This window comes from Ruminococcus sp. RTP21359st1_H3_RTP21359_211015, assembly GCF_040909065.1.
Taxonomy (GTDB): Bacteria; Bacillota; Clostridia; order Oscillospirales; family Ruminococcaceae; genus Hominimerdicola; species Hominimerdicola aceti.
Genome location: NZ_JBDGDD010000038.1, coordinates 1 through 17,863 on the forward strand (window position 1 = coordinate 1; position 17,863 = coordinate 17,863).

At 42.6% G+C, this 17,863-nt stretch carries 14 protein-coding genes and 1 pseudogene; 2 read left to right on the forward strand and 13 right to left on the reverse strand.

The annotated features are described in order from the left end of the window. Positions 1-298: 298 nt before the first annotated feature. Positions 299-1,315 (reverse strand): carboxypeptidase-like regulatory domain-containing protein, encoded by a 1,017-nt coding sequence (locus tag AB5Z01_RS12130; protein WP_272111989.1) that lies wholly within the window; start codon positions 1,313-1,315, stop codon positions 299-301. Positions 1,316-1,521: 206 nt separating this feature from the next. On the opposite strand from AB5Z01_RS12130, the gene AB5Z01_RS12135 reads away from it, so the two are divergent. Together AB5Z01_RS12135 and AB5Z01_RS12140 are read left to right on the forward strand one after the other, a co-directional pair. Beyond that, a complete protein-coding gene (locus tag AB5Z01_RS12135) occupies positions 1,522-1,782 on the forward strand; it encodes a hypothetical protein (RefSeq protein WP_046438116.1) in 261 nt (86 codons plus the stop codon). Between the two features lie 2 nt (positions 1,783-1,784). Further along, positions 1,785-3,113 carry an NYN domain-containing protein gene (locus AB5Z01_RS12140; protein ID WP_046438117.1) on the forward strand — a complete coding sequence of 443 codons (1,329 nt, stop codon included), beginning with the start codon at positions 1,785-1,787 and terminating at the stop codon, positions 3,111-3,113. Positions 3,114-3,248: 135 nt separating this feature from the next. Here the strand turns inward: AB5Z01_RS12140 and AB5Z01_RS12145 are convergent, their stop codons facing one another. The 12 genes and pseudogenes from AB5Z01_RS12145 to AB5Z01_RS12200 form a co-directional block, all read right to left on the reverse strand. Beyond that, a complete protein-coding gene (locus AB5Z01_RS12145; RefSeq protein WP_046438118.1) occupies positions 3,249-3,596 on the reverse strand; it encodes a hypothetical protein in 348 nt (115 codons plus the stop codon). Beyond that, positions 3,586-5,406, reverse strand: a complete 1,821-nt coding sequence (locus AB5Z01_RS12150) for a DUF262 domain-containing protein (RefSeq protein WP_046438119.1) — start codon at positions 5,404-5,406, stop codon at positions 3,586-3,588. Before AB5Z01_RS12150 ends, AB5Z01_RS12145 begins: the two co-directional genes overlap by 11 nt. 20 nt (positions 5,407-5,426) lie before the next feature. Further along, positions 5,427-8,402 (reverse strand): DEAD/DEAH box helicase family protein, encoded by a 2,976-nt coding sequence (locus AB5Z01_RS12155; RefSeq protein WP_046438120.1) that lies wholly within the window; start codon positions 8,400-8,402, stop codon positions 5,427-5,429. A gap of 14 nt (positions 8,403-8,416) precedes the next feature. Then, entirely contained in the window at positions 8,417-9,436 is a 1,020-nt protein-coding gene (locus tag AB5Z01_RS12160; RefSeq protein WP_046438121.1) for a toll/interleukin-1 receptor domain-containing protein, read from the reverse strand. A 64-nt stretch (positions 9,437-9,500) separates the two neighbouring features. Beyond that, positions 9,501-10,463 carry a hypothetical protein gene (locus AB5Z01_RS12165; RefSeq protein WP_046438122.1) on the reverse strand — a complete coding sequence of 321 codons (963 nt, stop codon included), beginning with the start codon at positions 10,461-10,463 and terminating at the stop codon, positions 9,501-9,503. Then, on the reverse strand, positions 10,460-11,764 hold the full coding sequence (locus tag AB5Z01_RS12170; protein WP_046438123.1) for a restriction endonuclease subunit S: 1,305 nt from the start codon (positions 11,762-11,764) through the stop codon (positions 10,460-10,462). The genes AB5Z01_RS12165 and AB5Z01_RS12170 overlap by 4 nt, the downstream gene beginning before the upstream one ends. After that, entirely contained in the window at positions 11,757-12,146 is a 390-nt protein-coding gene (locus AB5Z01_RS12175; RefSeq protein WP_046438124.1) for a hypothetical protein, read from the reverse strand. Before AB5Z01_RS12175 ends, AB5Z01_RS12170 begins: the two co-directional genes overlap by 8 nt. Positions 12,147-12,160: 14 nt before the next feature. Then, positions 12,161-14,251 (reverse strand): class I SAM-dependent DNA methyltransferase, encoded by a 2,091-nt coding sequence (locus tag AB5Z01_RS12180; protein ID WP_046438125.1) that lies wholly within the window; start codon positions 14,249-14,251, stop codon positions 12,161-12,163. 6 nt (positions 14,252-14,257) lie between these two features. Next, the gene (locus tag AB5Z01_RS12185; protein WP_195249636.1) at positions 14,258-14,542 is read right to left on the reverse strand and encodes an SseB family protein; all 285 of its coding nucleotides are present in this window, start codon (positions 14,540-14,542) and stop codon (positions 14,258-14,260) included. Then, on the reverse strand, positions 14,539-15,333 hold the full coding sequence (locus tag AB5Z01_RS12190; RefSeq protein ID WP_046438126.1) for a histidinol-phosphatase HisJ family protein: 795 nt from the start codon (positions 15,331-15,333) through the stop codon (positions 14,539-14,541). Before AB5Z01_RS12190 ends, AB5Z01_RS12185 begins: the two co-directional genes overlap by 4 nt. Positions 15,334-15,571: 238 nt before the next feature. Then, complete coding sequence (rlmN, locus tag AB5Z01_RS12195) at positions 15,572-16,705, reverse strand: 23S rRNA (adenine(2503)-C(2))-methyltransferase RlmN (protein WP_242998306.1); 1,134 nt, start codon at positions 16,703-16,705, stop codon at positions 15,572-15,574. Between the two features lie 219 nt (positions 16,706-16,924). Beyond that, positions 16,925-17,863: pseudogene (locus AB5Z01_RS12200) on the reverse strand (hypothetical protein); the annotation flags it as partial.

The window sequence follows — 17,863 nt, forward strand, 5'->3', positions numbered from 1 at the left end:
TCTTTGACATAAAATAACCCCCTTTAGAGTTACACCATTTTATTATTTCATGTGTCTACTCTAAGGGGATTATATCAACTGAGATACCGTCTGATTTTCTGAACAAGGCAACAGAGTTCTGCAATTCTATGGGTTGCAGTTCAGTGATATATGATATTTACGATCCGCAGGACAGCGAGCATACCGAGCTGACTGTTACGGATTGTGGTTATGCGGAATAAGAAACGGATAGCCGTCTGTTGAGGACGGTCTATCCGTGTTTGAGTATATTCAGTTACTAAGCTAAATCAGAATTATTTTATCTCGTACAAAATCCATCCTTATAAAAGAACTGCGTAAAGCCTCTGCTGCAAGCACGTCCGTTTCCGCGGTCCTTTGTATCGTATTCCAAAACGACAGTCTGCTTATCCAGGCAATCCGGATGCATCTCTCTGGGAATTTGCACCATATACATCGGCAAATGCAGCCCATCGGGAGAAGCCTCGTATAATTTCTGTAATGAAATCACATCTGTTTTTCTTCCGTTTACATAAACCGTAACATCTTCTTTTGCGATCTCCGGTGCAACATCCGTTATATGGACCTTTTCTTCACCGACTACAGTGTCGTATTCTTCTTTTTTGAAATAGACCATAGGCCTAAAGGTAAGGAAAAGTGTTTGTACACCTCCGTTATTTACACTCACATTTAACGAATACACCTCACCGTTTCCGATTTTCAGATCAATGACCTCGTCCCGGTCCGCAATAATATTCCAGCCCCAGCATTCCAAAGAGCTGATCCCATAGCTGTTATCATCTGAATATATGGCATTATAGCTCCCGGCCGGTACACGAAGACTATATCGTCCGTTCAGATCCGTCCATGTTCCCATAATAAACGGCGCGGCATCAAAACCATAGCGATATAACATCACCACCGCCGGAAAAGGCTTTCCGTCAAAATCCGATACCTGTCCCGAAAATGTATAGTATTTACATTCCGTTTCAAAAGTTTCTGATTTACCTCCCGCTTCATAGATGACCCGTAACATATCCGGCTCACAATCCTTATCTTCACGGATCTTAAACACTGCCCCGTATCCGCTTTTGCGCAAACTAATATCTGCATCGTCCCCGTTGCCGAAAGCCGTGATGTCCTTATCAAATACAACCTCTCCTTTACACATCCCCAAAATATGAAAGGATATCGGAAACACCAGCTCTTCAAATTCGCAGTATATCCCCACATGAGACTCCGGTACAGCCATATCCGGCTGCAAGATCTCACTTTCCTTCTGGGTATAGTTAAAATACCACGCATCCTTTACCTTCATAATTTACCTCCTGAAATCAAAATTATCTGACAGTTTGTCAAATTCCGATTTAGCAGAGAGAGCCGTATTGTTCTCTCACTTACCACTATTATACCAAACCGCCCCAAAAAAGTCAATCTCTACACACTTTTTCACACCCTTTTCATTGCAATATACCGCCGTTCGTGCTATAATTGACTTATAGAGCAGATCGGAGGTGAAATGCAATGGATAACGAAACCGAAGAATTAGTAAACCGTGCATTATACAAGCAGATCAAATCAATGAACCGTGCCGAAATGGAGACTTTCGTGAGAAATGTCTTTGCTCAGGGCTATCAGAGAGCCGAGGAAGAAACGCACCCCATTGATTATGACAGCTTACGAGCCGATCTGAGCAAGATCAAAGGTATCGGAGAAAGTCGGCTTAACGAAATAATGTCGGTCATTGATAAACATATCGAAAACACAAGCGATAAAGGAGGATAACCTTGACCGTTGATACAAAAGAGGTAGTGACTGCCATAGCCTACCTGATTGGAGTAAGAAAATCGGCATTGGAAACGAGTTTCAGGGAAGAATGTCCCGATACCCTCGACACTCTCTATGCCAGCAAAGAAGCGACTATTATCCGCTATCTGAGCAAGCTGAGGACTTCATTGTTCCAGCATTTCAAAAAGACCGATGACGCTATGCGCTATGACCTGAAAAACCTGACTTCTCTTGAATGGTATGACAAAGACAATATCCGCCAGCTTGAGAAATGGGGAATACAGGTCATTCAGGCAAATTACCGTTCCGAAAAGTATATGCAGGATCTCACACGGCTTATAAACGAGCATATTGACAGCTGTTCGGGGCTTTTCTACGATTGGATAAACTGGGACTATATCAGAAACCTGTTCTACGTCCCGAAATACAATAAGCCGAACGTGATGAAGGACGAATTTACCAAGTACATGGCGAACATCGAGTATTATCCGTTTCAGCAGTACATATACTGGACACCTGGTAATCACGGCGGTATTCTTTCATCTGACCGCAAATTTCTCAAACTTCTGTATGAAATGAACGGCGATGTCTTTTCCGATTACACGAAGTACCGTGATGCCGATGACGATACCAGAAACAACATTTATAATTTTATCGACAGTTCAGCCAAGACCGCAATTGCTGTTGACTGCGAAAATTCCAACCCATTCAAACTGTACAGTGTTCTTAAAGGCTTAAATCAAGAAGAACTTGCCAGGATCGAAAAAATCACGCTCTATGATGATCCGAACACTACAACAGGCTGGGACTGGCTGTCGAAATTCACGCAGATACCTGTTGAGCATATTGAGATCGACCGAGTTACCGACAGGAAGTCGCTTGTAGACGTTAGAATGACCGCAAGCGTGGTCGCTGACTTCTACCGGAACGGAGTGACTTCGTTCATCATCGTATCGAGCGATTCGGACTATTGGGGCTTGATCGAGAGCCTGCCCGACGCAAACTTCCTTGTAATGTATGAGTACGAAAAGTGCGGTTCAGCGATAAAGAACGCCCTTACTCAACACGGTATTTACTACTGTTCGATAGACGATTTTTGTTCCGCCGGCACCGAGGATATGAAACGTGCGGTACTCTTTGCGGAGCTTGAAAAGTATTTGCCCTCGCTTGTCGGTGAGAACCCTCTGGACCTTACCCACAAACTATACGAAGAATCAAGAGTGACGGCTACGAAAAAGGAAATGGAGAATTTCTGCAATCGGTACGTCAAGACATTGCGGCTCAAGCTGAACTCCGAGGGAAAGTTTGAGATTGAGATACAGAAATAACGGAAAAAGGACGGTTCTGGTGAGCCGTCCTTTCGTTATGGTTAACTTTGACTCCAGTGGGTTCAAAGTTGAGTTATTATTAGCAGATGGAAGAACAAAAACTATCGGAGAAGCAATCATAAGCAGAATATTCTACTAGTGTTCAAGCTCGCTGCCGTTATCAAGAGTGACCTTTACCGACCATTTAGTGCCGTCAAGAATGTCATGATTGATATATTCCTCATTCCAATCGTCTATATGATATTTTGAGAAAACATCACTGATAAAATCATTCCATTCGGCTATCGTCAGTTCTTTTGTGGTGTCTTCAACTTTACCCTCACGAAGCATTGAGGGACTAACCATCAGCACGGCATGATTCCCCTCTTTTTTGACCGTCACATTGCCGTAACCGCCAAAGAAACCACCGCAGAAGAAATGAAACGAAACAGCAGAGAGAATGTGGGCATTATTTCGCATGACCACACCGCTTTCAGTTTGCATTATCTTCTAAGCTGCAACCATACTCCTTGATCGTCTGCTCAGAACCCTTATCGGCTATTGTCTTACCCATTGCTGCTTCAATGACTTTAAGGATAGCTTTAGCCCTTGCTATGAAATAGTGATCAAAGTCATCTGCGATAAGGTAATCGTAGTTGACGAGGTGGGACTCGATTCGGAAACGAAGTTCAACTTCGTCGATCTCCGCTTTTTTCATTATATTTCCGCTGTAAACACTTGGAGCATCACCGCCGATCTGTCTGTTGGACGCAGGAAGCAGCGGAGTTTTGTTGACGATCGAGTTCCATTTAGTCTTGTCAAGCCCCATTTTCTTGCAATATGCTTCAGGGAAAATGTGATGAATATCCGGCGATTCGTCCATACTCTTGACAATATCCATTGTTATGCCCTGCATAAAGTCACGGCATTGTTCTCTATATACGAGCGCCATAATGCCCTTATATGCGGCACTATTTCTTGTTTGAAGTGACAGTAAACGAGTTGCGGAGAAATAAGCGGCGTTGATCGTTCTGTTCTGGCTATCTTTCCCTTGAATCTCTGCCACAACATCTTCAATATCTGTTACATATCTGGTCTCATTCGCACCGCCATACATTTCGCCCATGATACCGCACCAAAACCATTTTGCCAGTATCTTTTGAGTGCTTGGAAGATTGAATGTAGCTGTACCGATCACAGCACAGATCGCTGATAGCGGAATCAGTTGAGTTGTGTAAGGCAGATCACGCTTTCTGAACACATATTGCTGGAACAGGAACTTTCGAGCCATTTTGTAGCCCTCAAGCAAAATATCCCTATTTTTCTTGTAATCTTCAAAATTCAGAGCGAGAACATCTTTCTTCTTACAAGTAGTCATTTTATCTGAAAGATAGGTTGTGTAGAGCGTAATAGCGGTAAGGAATGATGTTTCGTCTACACCTTCCATAACATCTGTATTAAGAGTTTCCCCTTTGCCACGAATCTTGTCTCTGCACTCGATCCAGTCTTTGCGAAGGTCAAAGTCATAGGTCGCAAAGGTAGCTGTCACAAGCTCAAATACCGTCAGCGGTACACCGCCTGTATTTACATTCTCAAAGACCTTGCAAACAGCTTCTCTTGGCGTTTCTTTGCCCAAAGTGATAACAGGCAACTTATAGCCAACGATCGTATCAATGACCTGAGTTCTGAATTGCTTGTATTTCTCCATGAATGCCTTATCGTATTCGTGGTATTCCTTGTAGCCATCTGCCCAATCTTCACGGGCATTGCTGTCAAATATGATGTTTATGGGGAACATTTCGTGTTCAAACTCCAGTTCACGAGTCGACAGATCAAGAACTACATCTCTGTCGAAATTTGTCTTGACCTTTCTATCGCCCGGAACGGCAATAACAGCATCAACACGATCTTCACTTTCGTCTAAGCACTTTTTAATATCTAAGTAGTAGTATCTTTTGATCTCCTTGCCCTTTTCTGTCGTTGTCTCAACAGGTTCTTTGCAGCAAGTCGCACGATACATTGAAGTCAATCTCTGTTGTCCGTCAAGAATAAGGAACTCAGGAGTGACTCCCGTAACTGTTACACCCTCAATAGTGCGATATTTGAAACGCACATTCTCATTCCCATATTCAAGCCGCATGATCGCTCCCATAGGATAGCCCTGAGATAAACTTGCGATAATGCCACGGATTCTGTCATTATCCCATGTCCACCCACGCTGAAACTCAGGTAGTTGTTCTTTACCGCTTGATACCTCACGCATAAGCTCACTCAGCTCTGTATCAAGAGACTTTGGAGCAATGTTGATAGCCATTTTTCATCATTTCCTTTCTATTATTCTTCTGCTGCTTTTTTCAGCGAATTATAGATCTCCTCTGTAAAGATACCGAGCACTTCACGCTTGATCTCCTCGTCATTGAGCAACAGGGAGAAAAAGTCTTGATTCTGCTCCAGTCCTTCGATCAGTGCGTCGTCAATGTCGTCAAAGTAAGAGAACTCAAAGTCTTTGACCGTATTATTCTTTGCACTTGCTTTCAGCTTGTCGGACTTCATCAGAATATCCCTGATCTGAAGCATTGCCTTTACTGCAACATCGCTGTCATAGGATTTGCCTGTCCGTGCATTGATCGCTGCGATGATCTCCGAGAGCCTTTCTTCCTTTGCAGGAGTAAGACCGAATGTTTCAGCAGAGGGTAGCTTCACAACTGGCTTTGCGACAATATCTGATTCTGTATGTTCGTCCTGTTTCTTCTGCACGAACTGCGTCGCTCTGATCTTGCCGTCAAGGTTGAAACCCGGTCCGGGGTGCTTGATATTGATGTGGGATAGCAGTAGAATGATGTAGTTATATTTTTTGTGCAGCTCTGTATCCTCAAAGCTGGACACTTGGATCATAAACTCATAAAAACGCACGAAATGACGGAGGTCAACCACGATCTCACGCTGTTTTTCGATACTGTAATGCTCTATCAGTTTTTGCGACTTATCAAGGCAGAAGTTGATCTTTTTCTTGTCGGCAGACTGCACCTTCTCCTTGTAAAGTATCTCGTTGACCTTATCTACATCATCGGGATCAATGATCGCATAAGCGTCTATCTGTGCTTCAAGGTCGTAGATCGCAGTCGGAGTAACGGAATTTGAGAGAAGCGTGGTTGTGTAATACGGAGCAAATGCCCCTACAATATCCTCATAGCTGTTGACAAAATCGAGGATAAAGGTCTTTTTCTCAAATGGTGGACAAATTCTGTTCAGACGTGAAAGTGTCTGTACCGCATTGACACCCTTGAGCTTCTTCATGATATACATAGCACAAAGCTTCGGCTGGTCAAAGCCAGTCTGATACTTGTTAGCGACCAAAAGCACCTGATAATCGTCCTTGTCGAACTCTTTGGTGAGCTGATCTTCGGGAATACCGTTGATTCCTGGCTCTGTGTATTCTGTATCATCATCAGGGAGCTTCACCTTGCCGGAGAATGCAACAAGCGCACGAATGCCCTTGTATCCTTTTTTAGAGCAATAATCCTCAAATGCTTGACAGTATTTCACGGCTGCCTGTCTTGATGCTGTGATGACCATTGCTTTTGCTTGTCCGCCAAGTTCCTGCATAACAGTTGTGCGGAAATGCTCTACGATGACCTCGATACGCTGGGCAATATTTGTTTCGTGCAGCTCAACAAACCGAGCAATCTGCCGTTTCGCACTTGCGGTCTGCATTTTGGGATCTTCCTCTATCTCCTTGTTGATCTGATAGAAGGTCTTGTAAGTGGTATAATTCTGCAATACATCGAGGATAAAGCCTTCCTCGATAGCCTGCTTCATCGAATACACATGGAACGCTTCACGCTGTCCATTGGTATTTATCGTGCCGAAAAGCTGTAATGTAGTCGGCTTCGGAGTTGCTGTGAAAGCGAACATCGAAACATTCTGCTGTTTGCCGTTTCTTGCAAGCTCTGCGGCTATCTCGTCCTCCATGTCCTGATACAGCTCATCGCCCATACCGAGTGACTGCGTGACCGCTGCCATATCCTTGCCTGCCGTAGAAGAATGTGCTTCGTCGATAATGACAGCAAATCGCTTATTCTTCAAGCCCTGAACGCTGTCTACGATATACGGGAACTTCTGGATAGTAGTTGCAATAATTTTCGTATTACCATTGAGAGCAATAGCGAGGTCGGCAGAATTGCACTTTTCGTCCATCACACGGATAAGTCCCGACTTATGCTCCATACCCATGATCGCTTTTTGAAGCTGTCTGTCAACAACTACTCTATCTGTCATTATGATAACATTGTCGAAAATGATCTTGTTGTCGGCATCATGGAGCGTAGCAAGGCGATACGCAAGCCAAGCAATAGTATTTGTCTTGCCGGAGCCTGCACTGTGCTGGATAAGGTAGTTGAGAGAGGTGCGGTTTTCCTCTACATCGGCAAGGAGCTTGCGGACAGCATCGAGCTGATGATAACGGGGAAATATAATGCTCTCCTTGACCTCGACCTTGCCTGTCTTTTCGTTCTCTTTCTCAGAGGTCTGAATAAAGATAAATTTGGAGATCAGGTCAAGTATCGTGTCTTTGGTGAGAATATCATCCCACATATAATGTACAGGATAATCGTCCTCACAGGGAGCGTTTCCTGCACCTGCATTGACCCCTTCACCGTTGCCCTGATTGAACGGCAGGAAGAAGGTCTTTTCACCGTCGAGCTTCGTTGTCATATAGACTTCGTGCAAGTCCATAGCGAAATTGACGAGTGTGCCTGCCTTGAATAAGAACAGTCTGGACTTCGGATCACGCTCCATACGGTACTGATATATCGCATCGTCCGTGGACTGTCCTGCATAGTTGCATTTCAGCTCCATCGAGATAATTGCAAAGCCGTTGAGGAAGATAACGACATCAATTCGCTCTTTGTCATTCGCCCAAACTTCTTCCATGACGGTAAAGCGGTTCATTTCGTATTTCCGCATCAAATCTTTATTGAAAGTGGTTGCAGGCTTTGTGAACATCAGCTCCAGCTTATGCCCCGACAGCTCAACACCATGACGGAGGACTTCAAGCAGGCTGCCCCTTTTCTTCGTACACTCCGAATTGATGAACGAAACAATGGTATCTTCGAGCCTGTCCTTATGTATCTTGCGGAGCTTCTCCATTGTCTCAGGCTGGGTATCGTTCAGAAAGCCGAACAGCATTTCACGGTCAAGGGCAAAACGGCGGTCGAAGTCTGTTGCTTTTCTTATCGTGTAGCCGTTTTGGTCACGGAGAATTGCCAATAATTCTGCCTGGTATTCTTTTTCTGTAAGTATATTGTTCATAAATGTAACCTCGCTCAATTTGCTTTTAAACGCTTGATTAGTTGTTTTGCAAATAATAAAGCTATTTGATCGCAGTTGTATTTCTTAGAGTCGATAGCCTGAATATTGGCTACATTCGGATATTTTTTTTGAAGCTGTTGCATTGTAATATTATGGACTATGGGAAGTATCAACTTTTGACCGTTACGGTTTTGGCGGTTCAGGAATTCTGAAAGTTCACGTTCTGTCCATTCACGGTCAAAGAAGTTTTCAGAGATTACAATGATAGCAAATTCCGCTTTCTTTGTACCGTTAAGAATACGCTCTTTCCAATTATCGCCCCATTCAAGAGATTCCTTATCGTAAAAAATGTTTATTCCCAACTTATAAAGGGATTGATAAAGCTCCTCAATCAAATCTTCCTTATCTTTATTAGCATGTGAGATAAAAACATCATATTCAAGCATAGACTTTTGCTTACCGTCAAATACTTTGTTGTCAACGTTGATCTTTTCTATAAAAAATTTATCTTTTCTTATACTTTCAAGACAAGTAATTAATTGATTGTAAGCATATAAATCTCGCTTATCTAAAATTCTTTTTATTCTATCACTTAATGAATGTGTGGTCAAATAATTGTTGTAAAATATTTCGACATCATTTATCCAAATTTCGCTTGGACGATTGTACTCATCAATATCTACGCTAATAGGTGCTGCATTGATTGGAGGCTTAATTGATTTTGTTCTGTCTAATAACTCTGTAAGTTCTCTTTCAAACGCTCCCATAGTCAGTTCACGTTCAGCCTTTTCACGTTCCTGTTTATGCTGCTGATAAAGGTAGCCATCTTTTAGCACCTGAATGATAACGGGGATATTGTCAGCCCAAGTAGTGTGAACCAAGTTATTATCTTTCAGCTCCTTGAAACAGCCACGGAGGATAGTATCCTCTCGGTGGTCGGCTGCTTCAAATCGTTCTGCCCAATAGTTTCCGTCAGACTCATGTTCGATAATCTCAAACAAGAGGTTTTCTGCTTCTTTTGTAATAAATTCCATGTTTGCTCTCCTTTTTATACTATATACTGCCAAACTAAATTACTTGATTTTTATTTTACATCATTTATATGAGCGTACAAATCCCCGATGACAACTTTTTTATAATAGTTATCAAATCGAGAGCTTCACATGTTTTGACAACGATTCTCTGTCCAACAGAGTAATCGTTGTCTCCTGAATTATCAATATACTTCTGATCTACAATTCCTGTATTGTGTTCTATAATATGCCTGCGCTGGAAATACAGCTTCATACGAATAAGTTCGTCAGAAGATAAGAAAGCTTCATAACCACTTCCGGTTTCGTTACGGAAGTACTGGCTACCTTTATCAACCATTTGAAAGTCATTGACACGTTTCTCAATGCCTGAAATCTCTTTGAATTTGCACTGAGCAAACTTCTGAAATGCAGATACTACTTGACCAAAGCTGTTTTCAAGCATTGATCTGCACATTGCTTCGGCAGTATCCATATCGAACTGATCAGTCAGTGTAGCTTTCATCTCATCGAGAGATTGAACCATTTTTGTGATTGTATTCATAGAGTTATCAAACACATTGCTTGCAGAATTATAGCCACAACAGGGACAGAAATAAGCTGAACCGATAACGCTATACCTTGTTCCGCATTTCTCACAGGTAATATCAAGATTCCATTCTTCCTTAGCACCTATCGGGTTGTTCACGAATGTAACAGGTCTGTTTCGCTTGTAGGTAATCTTGATATACTTATTGTTTCGTGTAGAACGAGCTAAGCTGCCAAACATCTTATCAATTTCACCGAGCGTATAATTTCTTGCCCAGTTAGTAGCTATTTCTTGCATTGCATCAAGCTGTTCATATGTATACCAACTGTCCGAAGGAGCTATTTGACCACAAAGGGGACAATGTACTTCATCATCAGATACCTTATCTTCCCAATCCTGCATATTCACCTTAAATTCAAACAAGCAATTTTCGTTTGGACATTGCCTATCAAGGTAGCCCTTTTCATCGGAGTGAATTTCCATCGGTATTTCAACATTCATACGATTACCTCCTTTTTCCCCGTCACATACTCAAATATCAGCGACTTCTTATATTCCTCTATTGTTTCGATCTGCTGTTTCTTTTCAGCGATTATACTGTCGATCTCTGCACACTTGCTGTCAAGATAATCTGTGATCTGCTGTTGTTCTTGAATTGGTGGAATTGGCAGATAGGTGTTTCCAAAATCTGCAAAGGCTATATTTTTACCGTCTCGTAGGCTCATTGTAAAGGAATTCATTTTGTCGATAAAGATCTGCGTCTTAAACAGATGTTTGTAATAACCCCTAAACACTTCAATTACTGGATAGAACACCTGATATGCAGGCGAAACTACACCCTCATACTCAGAATATTCAAAACCGCCTTGAAAACTTCTGAGACTAATACAATAATCACCTTTATGAATTGTTTTCAATAAAGAATAATCAGTCTTTTCGTCGAGCTTAACAGCCTTGTATCCGCTTATTTCCTCATACAAATCTTGCGGAATAACACCGTATTTTTGCGTTGGGGATAACAGTTGGAGTTCAATGCTATTACCTCTTTCATTCCTTTGAACAAAGATGTATTTTCCTTTTCTTGTTTGCCAAGTAGAGGGGATAAATCCTAGCCATTCAATTCCACTATCCCTCATCTCCACATCAGGATCAAGCCCCTTTGTGACCGCTTCGGTAATGACGGAGCGCTTGTATTCCTCAAGGGCTTCGATTTGGGATTGAATGTCGGAAATAATAGAATCTATTTCAGAACACTTTGAGTCAAGAAAAGCTGAAATTATTCTTTGTTTCGTAACAGGCGGTTCAATGAAATAATAGTTCGCAACATTTTCAGCAGAAAGATTGGCTGCACATGAGCCGTTCATGTATGCTAACGTTTGAACAGAGTTTATTGGTGATTGAAGGATATAATTAAGATATTCAGGGTGGATTTTGGTTGGTCTAATATCTACGAGAGACGAAGCAACCGTTCCTTCTGTGGCTTCTTTATTAATTGCGCAGTTTCCTACGCTGCCTCGTAAACAATAGATAATGTCACCCAATGCTATCTTTGCTCCGCCAAGAATACTATATCTATCAGTTGTGATGTATTTGCTTATTTCTGAACAACAATCAAGCATTGTGCCATGAATGTTATTTGATGTTAAGAAGATTATTCCTTCGTCAACTAAATCACTACCACTCGGATAATTGGCTCCTCTATCACCATTAATAAAAGTAGCTACATACTTGATTCTTGATATCTTCCAATCAGAAGGTATAATGCCAATCCACTCAATCCCACTATCTTTCATTTCACGCATTGCCGTTCACCGTCCTATGCTTCTTGAAAAATCTCATAGCTGTCACCGCCAGTGTGCAGAGCATAGCTGCTCCTGCCACGCTGCCTGCGATCATAAGAATGATCTGCCAGTTGGCGGTAACAAAGTAATATCCCTGAATAGCACCGTAGGCAAGAAGCCACAGCCCCACAAAGAGAATAAGTCTGATGAGCCAATGAAAGAACGAGCCTTCCGTCCTGCCGCTGATAAGACTGCCGTGGTACATATCACCGACCTTGCTGTATGCGATACCATAGGCGACCGCACCGATCACAGCGAGAATAATATATTCGTAAAATGCATTGATAGGCAGACCGAGGGGATCGGTCGCTCTCTCAAACAAAAACTTAAAAATAGCGCTCATTATAGCTCCTTTCGTTAGCCAAACAGCCGTGCGATACGCTCACTCACCGACTTCTCCAGTTCAAGAAACCGTTGTTCAAGCTCCTCGCTGGGCTTCGGCTGCTGATACTTATAGAAATATCTTGTAAACGGGATCTCCGCACCCGTCTTGACAATAGGCGACTTCTTGCTCAGATCTTCCTCAAAGAACCACTGTGCATCGGGAACATGGGGAAGCACCTCACGAGCCATATAGTCCTCGATACTCTCGTCAAACTTAACGATCTCCGTGTCCTTTGTCTCCTTGTCGTAGATGATGTTGCCCTTCTTATCGCGCTGGATCTCGGCAGACTTGTCCATGACCGACAGACCGTCAGCGATCTTGTCAAGGAGCTTCTTGTCCGTTGTTGCCGTGCTGAGTATCTTAGTCAGTACAGGCATGAACTCCGCAGGGGATAAATATACCTTATCATCATCGGCACATCTCAGCAGTTCGATGATAGCTTCGTAAACAGGTGCGTTGTTTTTGTAGTTTTCGAGCTTTTTCAATTCTTTGCCCGTCAGCTCATCCTCAGAGTTTTCAAGCTCTGCCACCTTTGCAGGATCGTACAGCGAGGAGAGCGAACCCTTTGACAGCATTGCATGGATACGCTCCTCGGTCACGGCATAGCTTCTCTGCAACGGCTGCATGACCGTGTACTCACGATAGATAAACTCCGTGTTTGGGTAGATCTTGCAAAGCTCGTTCTCAGCAAAGTCTGCATACAGCTTCGTGATAGCGGAACGGTCTTCGGGACTGATCTCGTTCTTCTTGTTTCCAAGAGCTTTGCGCAGCTTGTGGAAGATCGAACCTGCATCAATGAGCTGAATTTTACCACGGCGCTCCTCACGCTTGTTCTTCGACAGCACCCAAATGTATGTAGCGATACCTGTGTTGTAGAACAGGTCAACGGGAAGTGCGATGATCGCTTCCATCAGGTCATTTTCAAGTAGCCACCGTCTGATCTGGCTTTCACCCGAAGAAGTACCGCCCGAAAACAGCGGAGAGCCGTTTTCGATGATCGCAGCCCGACCGAGGGCATTGTCCATTTTATTCACAGCCGACTGAATGAAAAGCAACTGCATATCGCCTGAACCTGGCAGTCCTGCACCAAAGCGACCGTCAAAGCCTTTCTGGTTTTCTTCCTTGACAGCCTGCTCAACACCCTCTGCTGCGTCCTTACCACCCCACGGCGTACCGAACGGCGGATTTTCGATTACGAAACGCATCTGTCTGTCAGGGAAACAGTCAGCTTTCATAGTGTCCTGCATACGGATATTCTCGGCATTCTGCCCCTTGATAAGCATTTCAGCCACGCACATAGCATAGGACTCAGGGTTGATCTCCTGCCCAAACAGACGAACATTCGCAGTCGGGTTATAGCGGTGAATGAAGTTATATGAAGTCGAGAGCATACCGCCCGTGCCTGCTGCCTGGTCCAGTATGGTGATCTCCTTGTGGTCATCAAATATATCGTCACAACCCTCTGCAAGCAGAATGTTGACCATGAGCTTGATAATATCTCTGCCAGTGTAGTGATCGCCAGCCTCGGCATTTTCAGAGAACCTACGGATCAAGTCCTCAAAGATATAGCCCATCTTAACATTGTCAATGGTCTTGGGATCGAGGTCAAGCTCCGAGAAAGCCTTTACCACCGACAGCAGACGGTTATTCTTGTCCATTTTGTCAATCTGCTTATCAAAATCAAGGCTTTTGATAATGTCCTGCACATTGGCAGAAAAGCCCTCGATATAGTTGCGGAAATTCGCTGCAAGATGATCGGGATCGTTCACAAGCTCCGCAAGGGTGTACTCGCTCGTATTGAAGAACTGATACCCCGACACACGGCACATCGCCTTTGCAGGGTACGCAGGATTCTTCTTGTACTGCTCCACGACAGCCTGCTTTGTAGCTTCCAATGCGCACTCAAAACGACGAATAATGACCATAGGAATGATAACGTCCTTGTACTTATCGCTCTGATATGTACCACGCAGCTTATTGGCAATAGACCAAATGAAGTTGACCTCGGTGGAAACATCTACGGGAGCATCGTCCCACATGACATCTATCTTATGTTCGCTCATTTATAATTACTCCAATCTTGATTTCATATTCTCAATCATATCGAAAAGTTCTGCATCTAAAATAAACGATTCTGAAAATGCGTTCAGCACAATTCCGGCAACATTCTTCTCGCTATTTCGTGCCATTGGAATGACCTCTAAGATATGCTTCTGTACTTTTGAGAAGTGTTCGCCGTATTCTCCCATTTCTTCTACACTTGAAAAGATAGGGAAAAAGAATTGTTCGCCGTTTTGCAGAATGTCAGGAATCATACGAACAGCCTCTTTAGTGCTGAATGTCTTGCCAATCATAGATGAAAGATCGTCTCCGGATTCTTTAACACCCTGTTCTTAAAATACCCTATAACGCAAGTATTCGGTAGTTTTCTAACAACACTACTAAATGCATTTCCAAGTTTAACACTAATATGCGCATCGGATCCTAATACAACCCTACGTCCTCCAAGCTGAACATATCGATCAATGATACTGTATCGAGGCAGCGGTTCGTCAGAAGCATTCATGATGGAAGACGTATTAACTTCAAGAATAATGTCTTTTTTAATCATAGCATTTAATATTTCATCCATGATAGTATCACTGACGTTCCAATTATCAAAATAACGTCTGGGAAAATCTATATGTGCCATCGCCTGGAACTCGCAGGTCTGAATTGATTTTAACATAAGATTATAGTATTCATCAATCGCTTTTGATTCCTCTATGTTTTTTGCACCTGGAAAAACAGAGCCATAGCAATGATGAATGCTTCCTAGAATATAATCAAAAGGCATAGAACTGTAATCCTCGAATTCAGTAGGGAATAGATGTGGCTCGGAGAATTCAATCCCAATCAAAATCTGAATGGAGTTATAAATACGTCTTAGCCTATTCACTTCATAGAAATATTCTGACACATCAAAATTTGTAGAAGCTTTATTAATTATTCTTCCCACATTTATTTCAGAAGAATTGAAATCTACATGATCCGTAAAACAAATAATTGGAATCCCAATCTCTATGGCTTTTATACACTGCTCTTCCATAGATGACTTTCCGTCGGGCGAAAAAGTAGTATGAATATGCATATCTGCCAGCCTCATATTATCCCTCCACATAAAATAATATGGTTATTCCTTTTATACACAAAAATAATTGCATTATATTGTCATTGTAGAGACACACCTACTGCCGTGCAAAGGAAAGACAGTACACCCACCTTTCATGTTATGGTTAGCACGGGCGCATACATAGGTGCGTCCGTGCGTCATAGTATTATGGTGAGCGCAAACGATAACCATTAAAAGAATAGTCAACAATGGTTAGAGGGATAATTCATCATTAGTTTTTCTTACGTTTCCTTTTGGCTTTATGTTTTGCAAAAGGGTGACGTTTTTCTTTTCTTATCCCTCTTGTTGTATCAGCTTTATTGTCAGAAAGCTTGTGTATCACAGGCGACATCTTTTCAGGTGAATCAGACATAGGGGCGTCGTTCCCTTTATTATAATCACTTACTAATTGACCACAGGCAGCTTTTATTCTATTACCTCTTGATTCCCGAAGTTTTACTTCCAAGCCAGCCTCCTCTAGTCTAATCTTAAATGCAACCAATTGTTGCTTGTTAGGACGTTTGATTCTCTTACAGGCAGTTTCATTATATTGTAAAAGATTAATCAGTACATTTTTTCCTCTAAACCATTTACCAAGTTGTCTTACGTCTGAAGCCCTATCATTAATTCCAGGAGCGAGCAGATATGCAATGGTAATCTTTCTGTTATGTCGTTCAGAATAGGAAAGCGCAGCTTCGACAACACTATGAATGCTATTGGATTTCATGTGCGGCATAATCATGTTTCTAGTTGCTTGATCCGTTGCGTGAAGAGAGAGTGTAAACTGAATCTTTAAATGCTCCTCTCTCAGTCGCTTCAACTGTTCAACTGGTCCAACAGTCGATACATTTATGCCATCTGTAGGAAAATTAAGTCCATTGCGATCACGAAGTATATGAATACTTTTAATCAGATTATCATAATTAAAGAGAGGTTCTCCCATCCCCATAAAAACGATTCTGTTGACACGTTCTTTCAAAAGAACGATTTGCTGAACTATTTCAGCTGGTGAAAGATTGCGAATAAATCCATTTTTTCCTGATGCACAGAAAATACACCCCACCGGACAACCGACCATAGTGCTAACGCATACCGTATTGCCAGTCCTTCTTTTAATGCATACTGTTTCAATGCAGTAGCCATCTTGTAATTCAAAAGCATACTTTGTAGTATCTCCCCCTACATATATGTCTTTTATAGTCATAGTTTGATTTTTAGGACTTACGCCATTTTTATACAAGGTTTTGAATAAAGACTTAGCTCGTTCTTCTCCCATACATTTGGCTACTTCATCAAAAGTATAATTGTACGGATTGCCCTGAATCATTTCTAATGTAGGAGGGCCCATTTTCTCTTTATTTGCCATGATAATTCCTTTCCTCGCATTGTATTTAAGTAATATTTTACACAAGCCAACTTGTGTGGATTATAACTTGAAAACATCAAAAGGGTACACAAACCCCATTGTATATATTATACATCTTTTTTTCTTTCTGTCAAGATAGAAATTGCATCCCAATAATGTGAATTATATCATTTTTCACTTATTGGGATGCATACTTACTTAGAATAATCTTATAGTTGCTTATTCAATTCCTTGCTTCTTGCTCCTGCCCTTTGTCTGGTCCTTCGGCGTTTTTGGCTTTTTGCCGAGCCTTGCGGCATCACGCTTCATCTTCGCCCTCTCAAAGTAGCAAGTCTTTTCACGCTTCGGAGCGTTCTTCTTTGCTTCGATAGCCGCCTGATTCAGCTCATCAGTTACGACTTTCAGCCTTTGCTCCTTAGTATCAAGCTCCTCCTGCTGGGGGAACGGCTCTGCTACGATCTTCTGCGCTTCTGCGTGGTCAAGCCTGAGCTTTGCGAGGTTATCCTGCGTTCTCTCGATTCTGCCGTCGATGTTGTAGAGGGCAGCTTCAAGACGATTCAAGTTGTGGGCAAAACTATCGATCAGCTTCGTGGTATGTGAAGTGGCACCTTGCAGGCCAGCCGACATACCGCCGCCCATCATGTTGCTGTTTACTGTAACGCTCAGGTCAAAGCCCTGGAACGAGCCGACTTTCACGGGAGTATCGGCATATTTGATAGCCAACACAGCATCTTCAAGAGCCTTAGCAGCTTCTTTTCTATCGGTGTACTCAGTTTCACCAATGGTGATCTTGAATACGGGCAGTTTGCGTTCGGGATCAATCGGGAGCTTGCGGAGTGCTTCACGATCTGTATGGAGATCAGCAAGAATCGCAGTAAGTTTCTGTTCCTGTTCAGGGAAACGAGCGATCTTGTCCTCCATTTCAAATACCGTGTTGCGGTGTTCCGCAGCGAGTACCCTCAGTTCCTTCACTTCATTTTCAAGCATCAGCTTTTCCTTGATACGCTCATCGCCTGTGCAGAGAGCCTTGATCTCGGAATAAGTGAGTGCCTGCTGGTCCACATCTTCACACTTTCTCGCAGGAGTCTTACTTGTCATGATCTGAGAGATGAATTTCTGCTTGTTCTCCAAAGTCTGATAGGAATAAGCATCGAATGT

Coding starts and splice junctions, on each gene's coding strand:
- AB5Z01_RS12170 (WP_046438123.1), bottom strand. CDS start 11,764: ATGCGTGAAATGAAAGATAGTGGGATTGAGTGGATTGGCATTATACCT.
- rlmN (WP_242998306.1), bottom strand. CDS start 16,705: ATGGCAAATAAAGAGAAAATGGGCCCTCCTACATTAGAAATGATTCAG.
- AB5Z01_RS12175 (WP_046438124.1), bottom strand. CDS start 12,146: ATGAGCGCTATTTTTAAGTTTTTGTTTGAGAGAGCGACCGATCCCCTC.
- AB5Z01_RS12155 (WP_046438120.1), bottom strand. CDS start 8,402: ATGAACAATATACTTACAGAAAAAGAATACCAGGCAGAATTATTGGCA.
- AB5Z01_RS12135 (WP_046438116.1), top strand. CDS start 1,522: ATGGATAACGAAACCGAAGAATTAGTAAACCGTGCATTATACAAGCAG.
- AB5Z01_RS12130 (WP_272111989.1), bottom strand. CDS start 1,315: ATGAAGGTAAAGGATGCGTGGTATTTTAACTATACCCAGAAGGAAAGT.
- AB5Z01_RS12180 (WP_046438125.1), bottom strand. CDS start 14,251: ATGAGCGAACATAAGATAGATGTCATGTGGGACGATGCTCCCGTAGAT.
- AB5Z01_RS12165 (WP_046438122.1), bottom strand. CDS start 10,463: ATGAATGTTGAAATACCGATGGAAATTCACTCCGATGAAAAGGGCTAC.
- AB5Z01_RS12190 (WP_046438126.1), bottom strand. CDS start 15,333: ATGAGGCTGGCAGATATGCATATTCATACTACTTTTTCGCCCGACGGA.
- AB5Z01_RS12150 (WP_046438119.1), bottom strand. CDS start 5,406: ATGGCTATCAACATTGCTCCAAAGTCTCTTGATACAGAGCTGAGTGAG.
- AB5Z01_RS12145 (WP_046438118.1), bottom strand. CDS start 3,596: ATGCAAACTGAAAGCGGTGTGGTCATGCGAAATAATGCCCACATTCTC.
- AB5Z01_RS12185 (WP_195249636.1), bottom strand. CDS start 14,542: ATGATTGGCAAGACATTCAGCACTAAAGAGGCTGTTCGTATGATTCCT.
- AB5Z01_RS12160 (WP_046438121.1), bottom strand. CDS start 9,436: ATGGAATTTATTACAAAAGAAGCAGAAAACCTCTTGTTTGAGATTATC.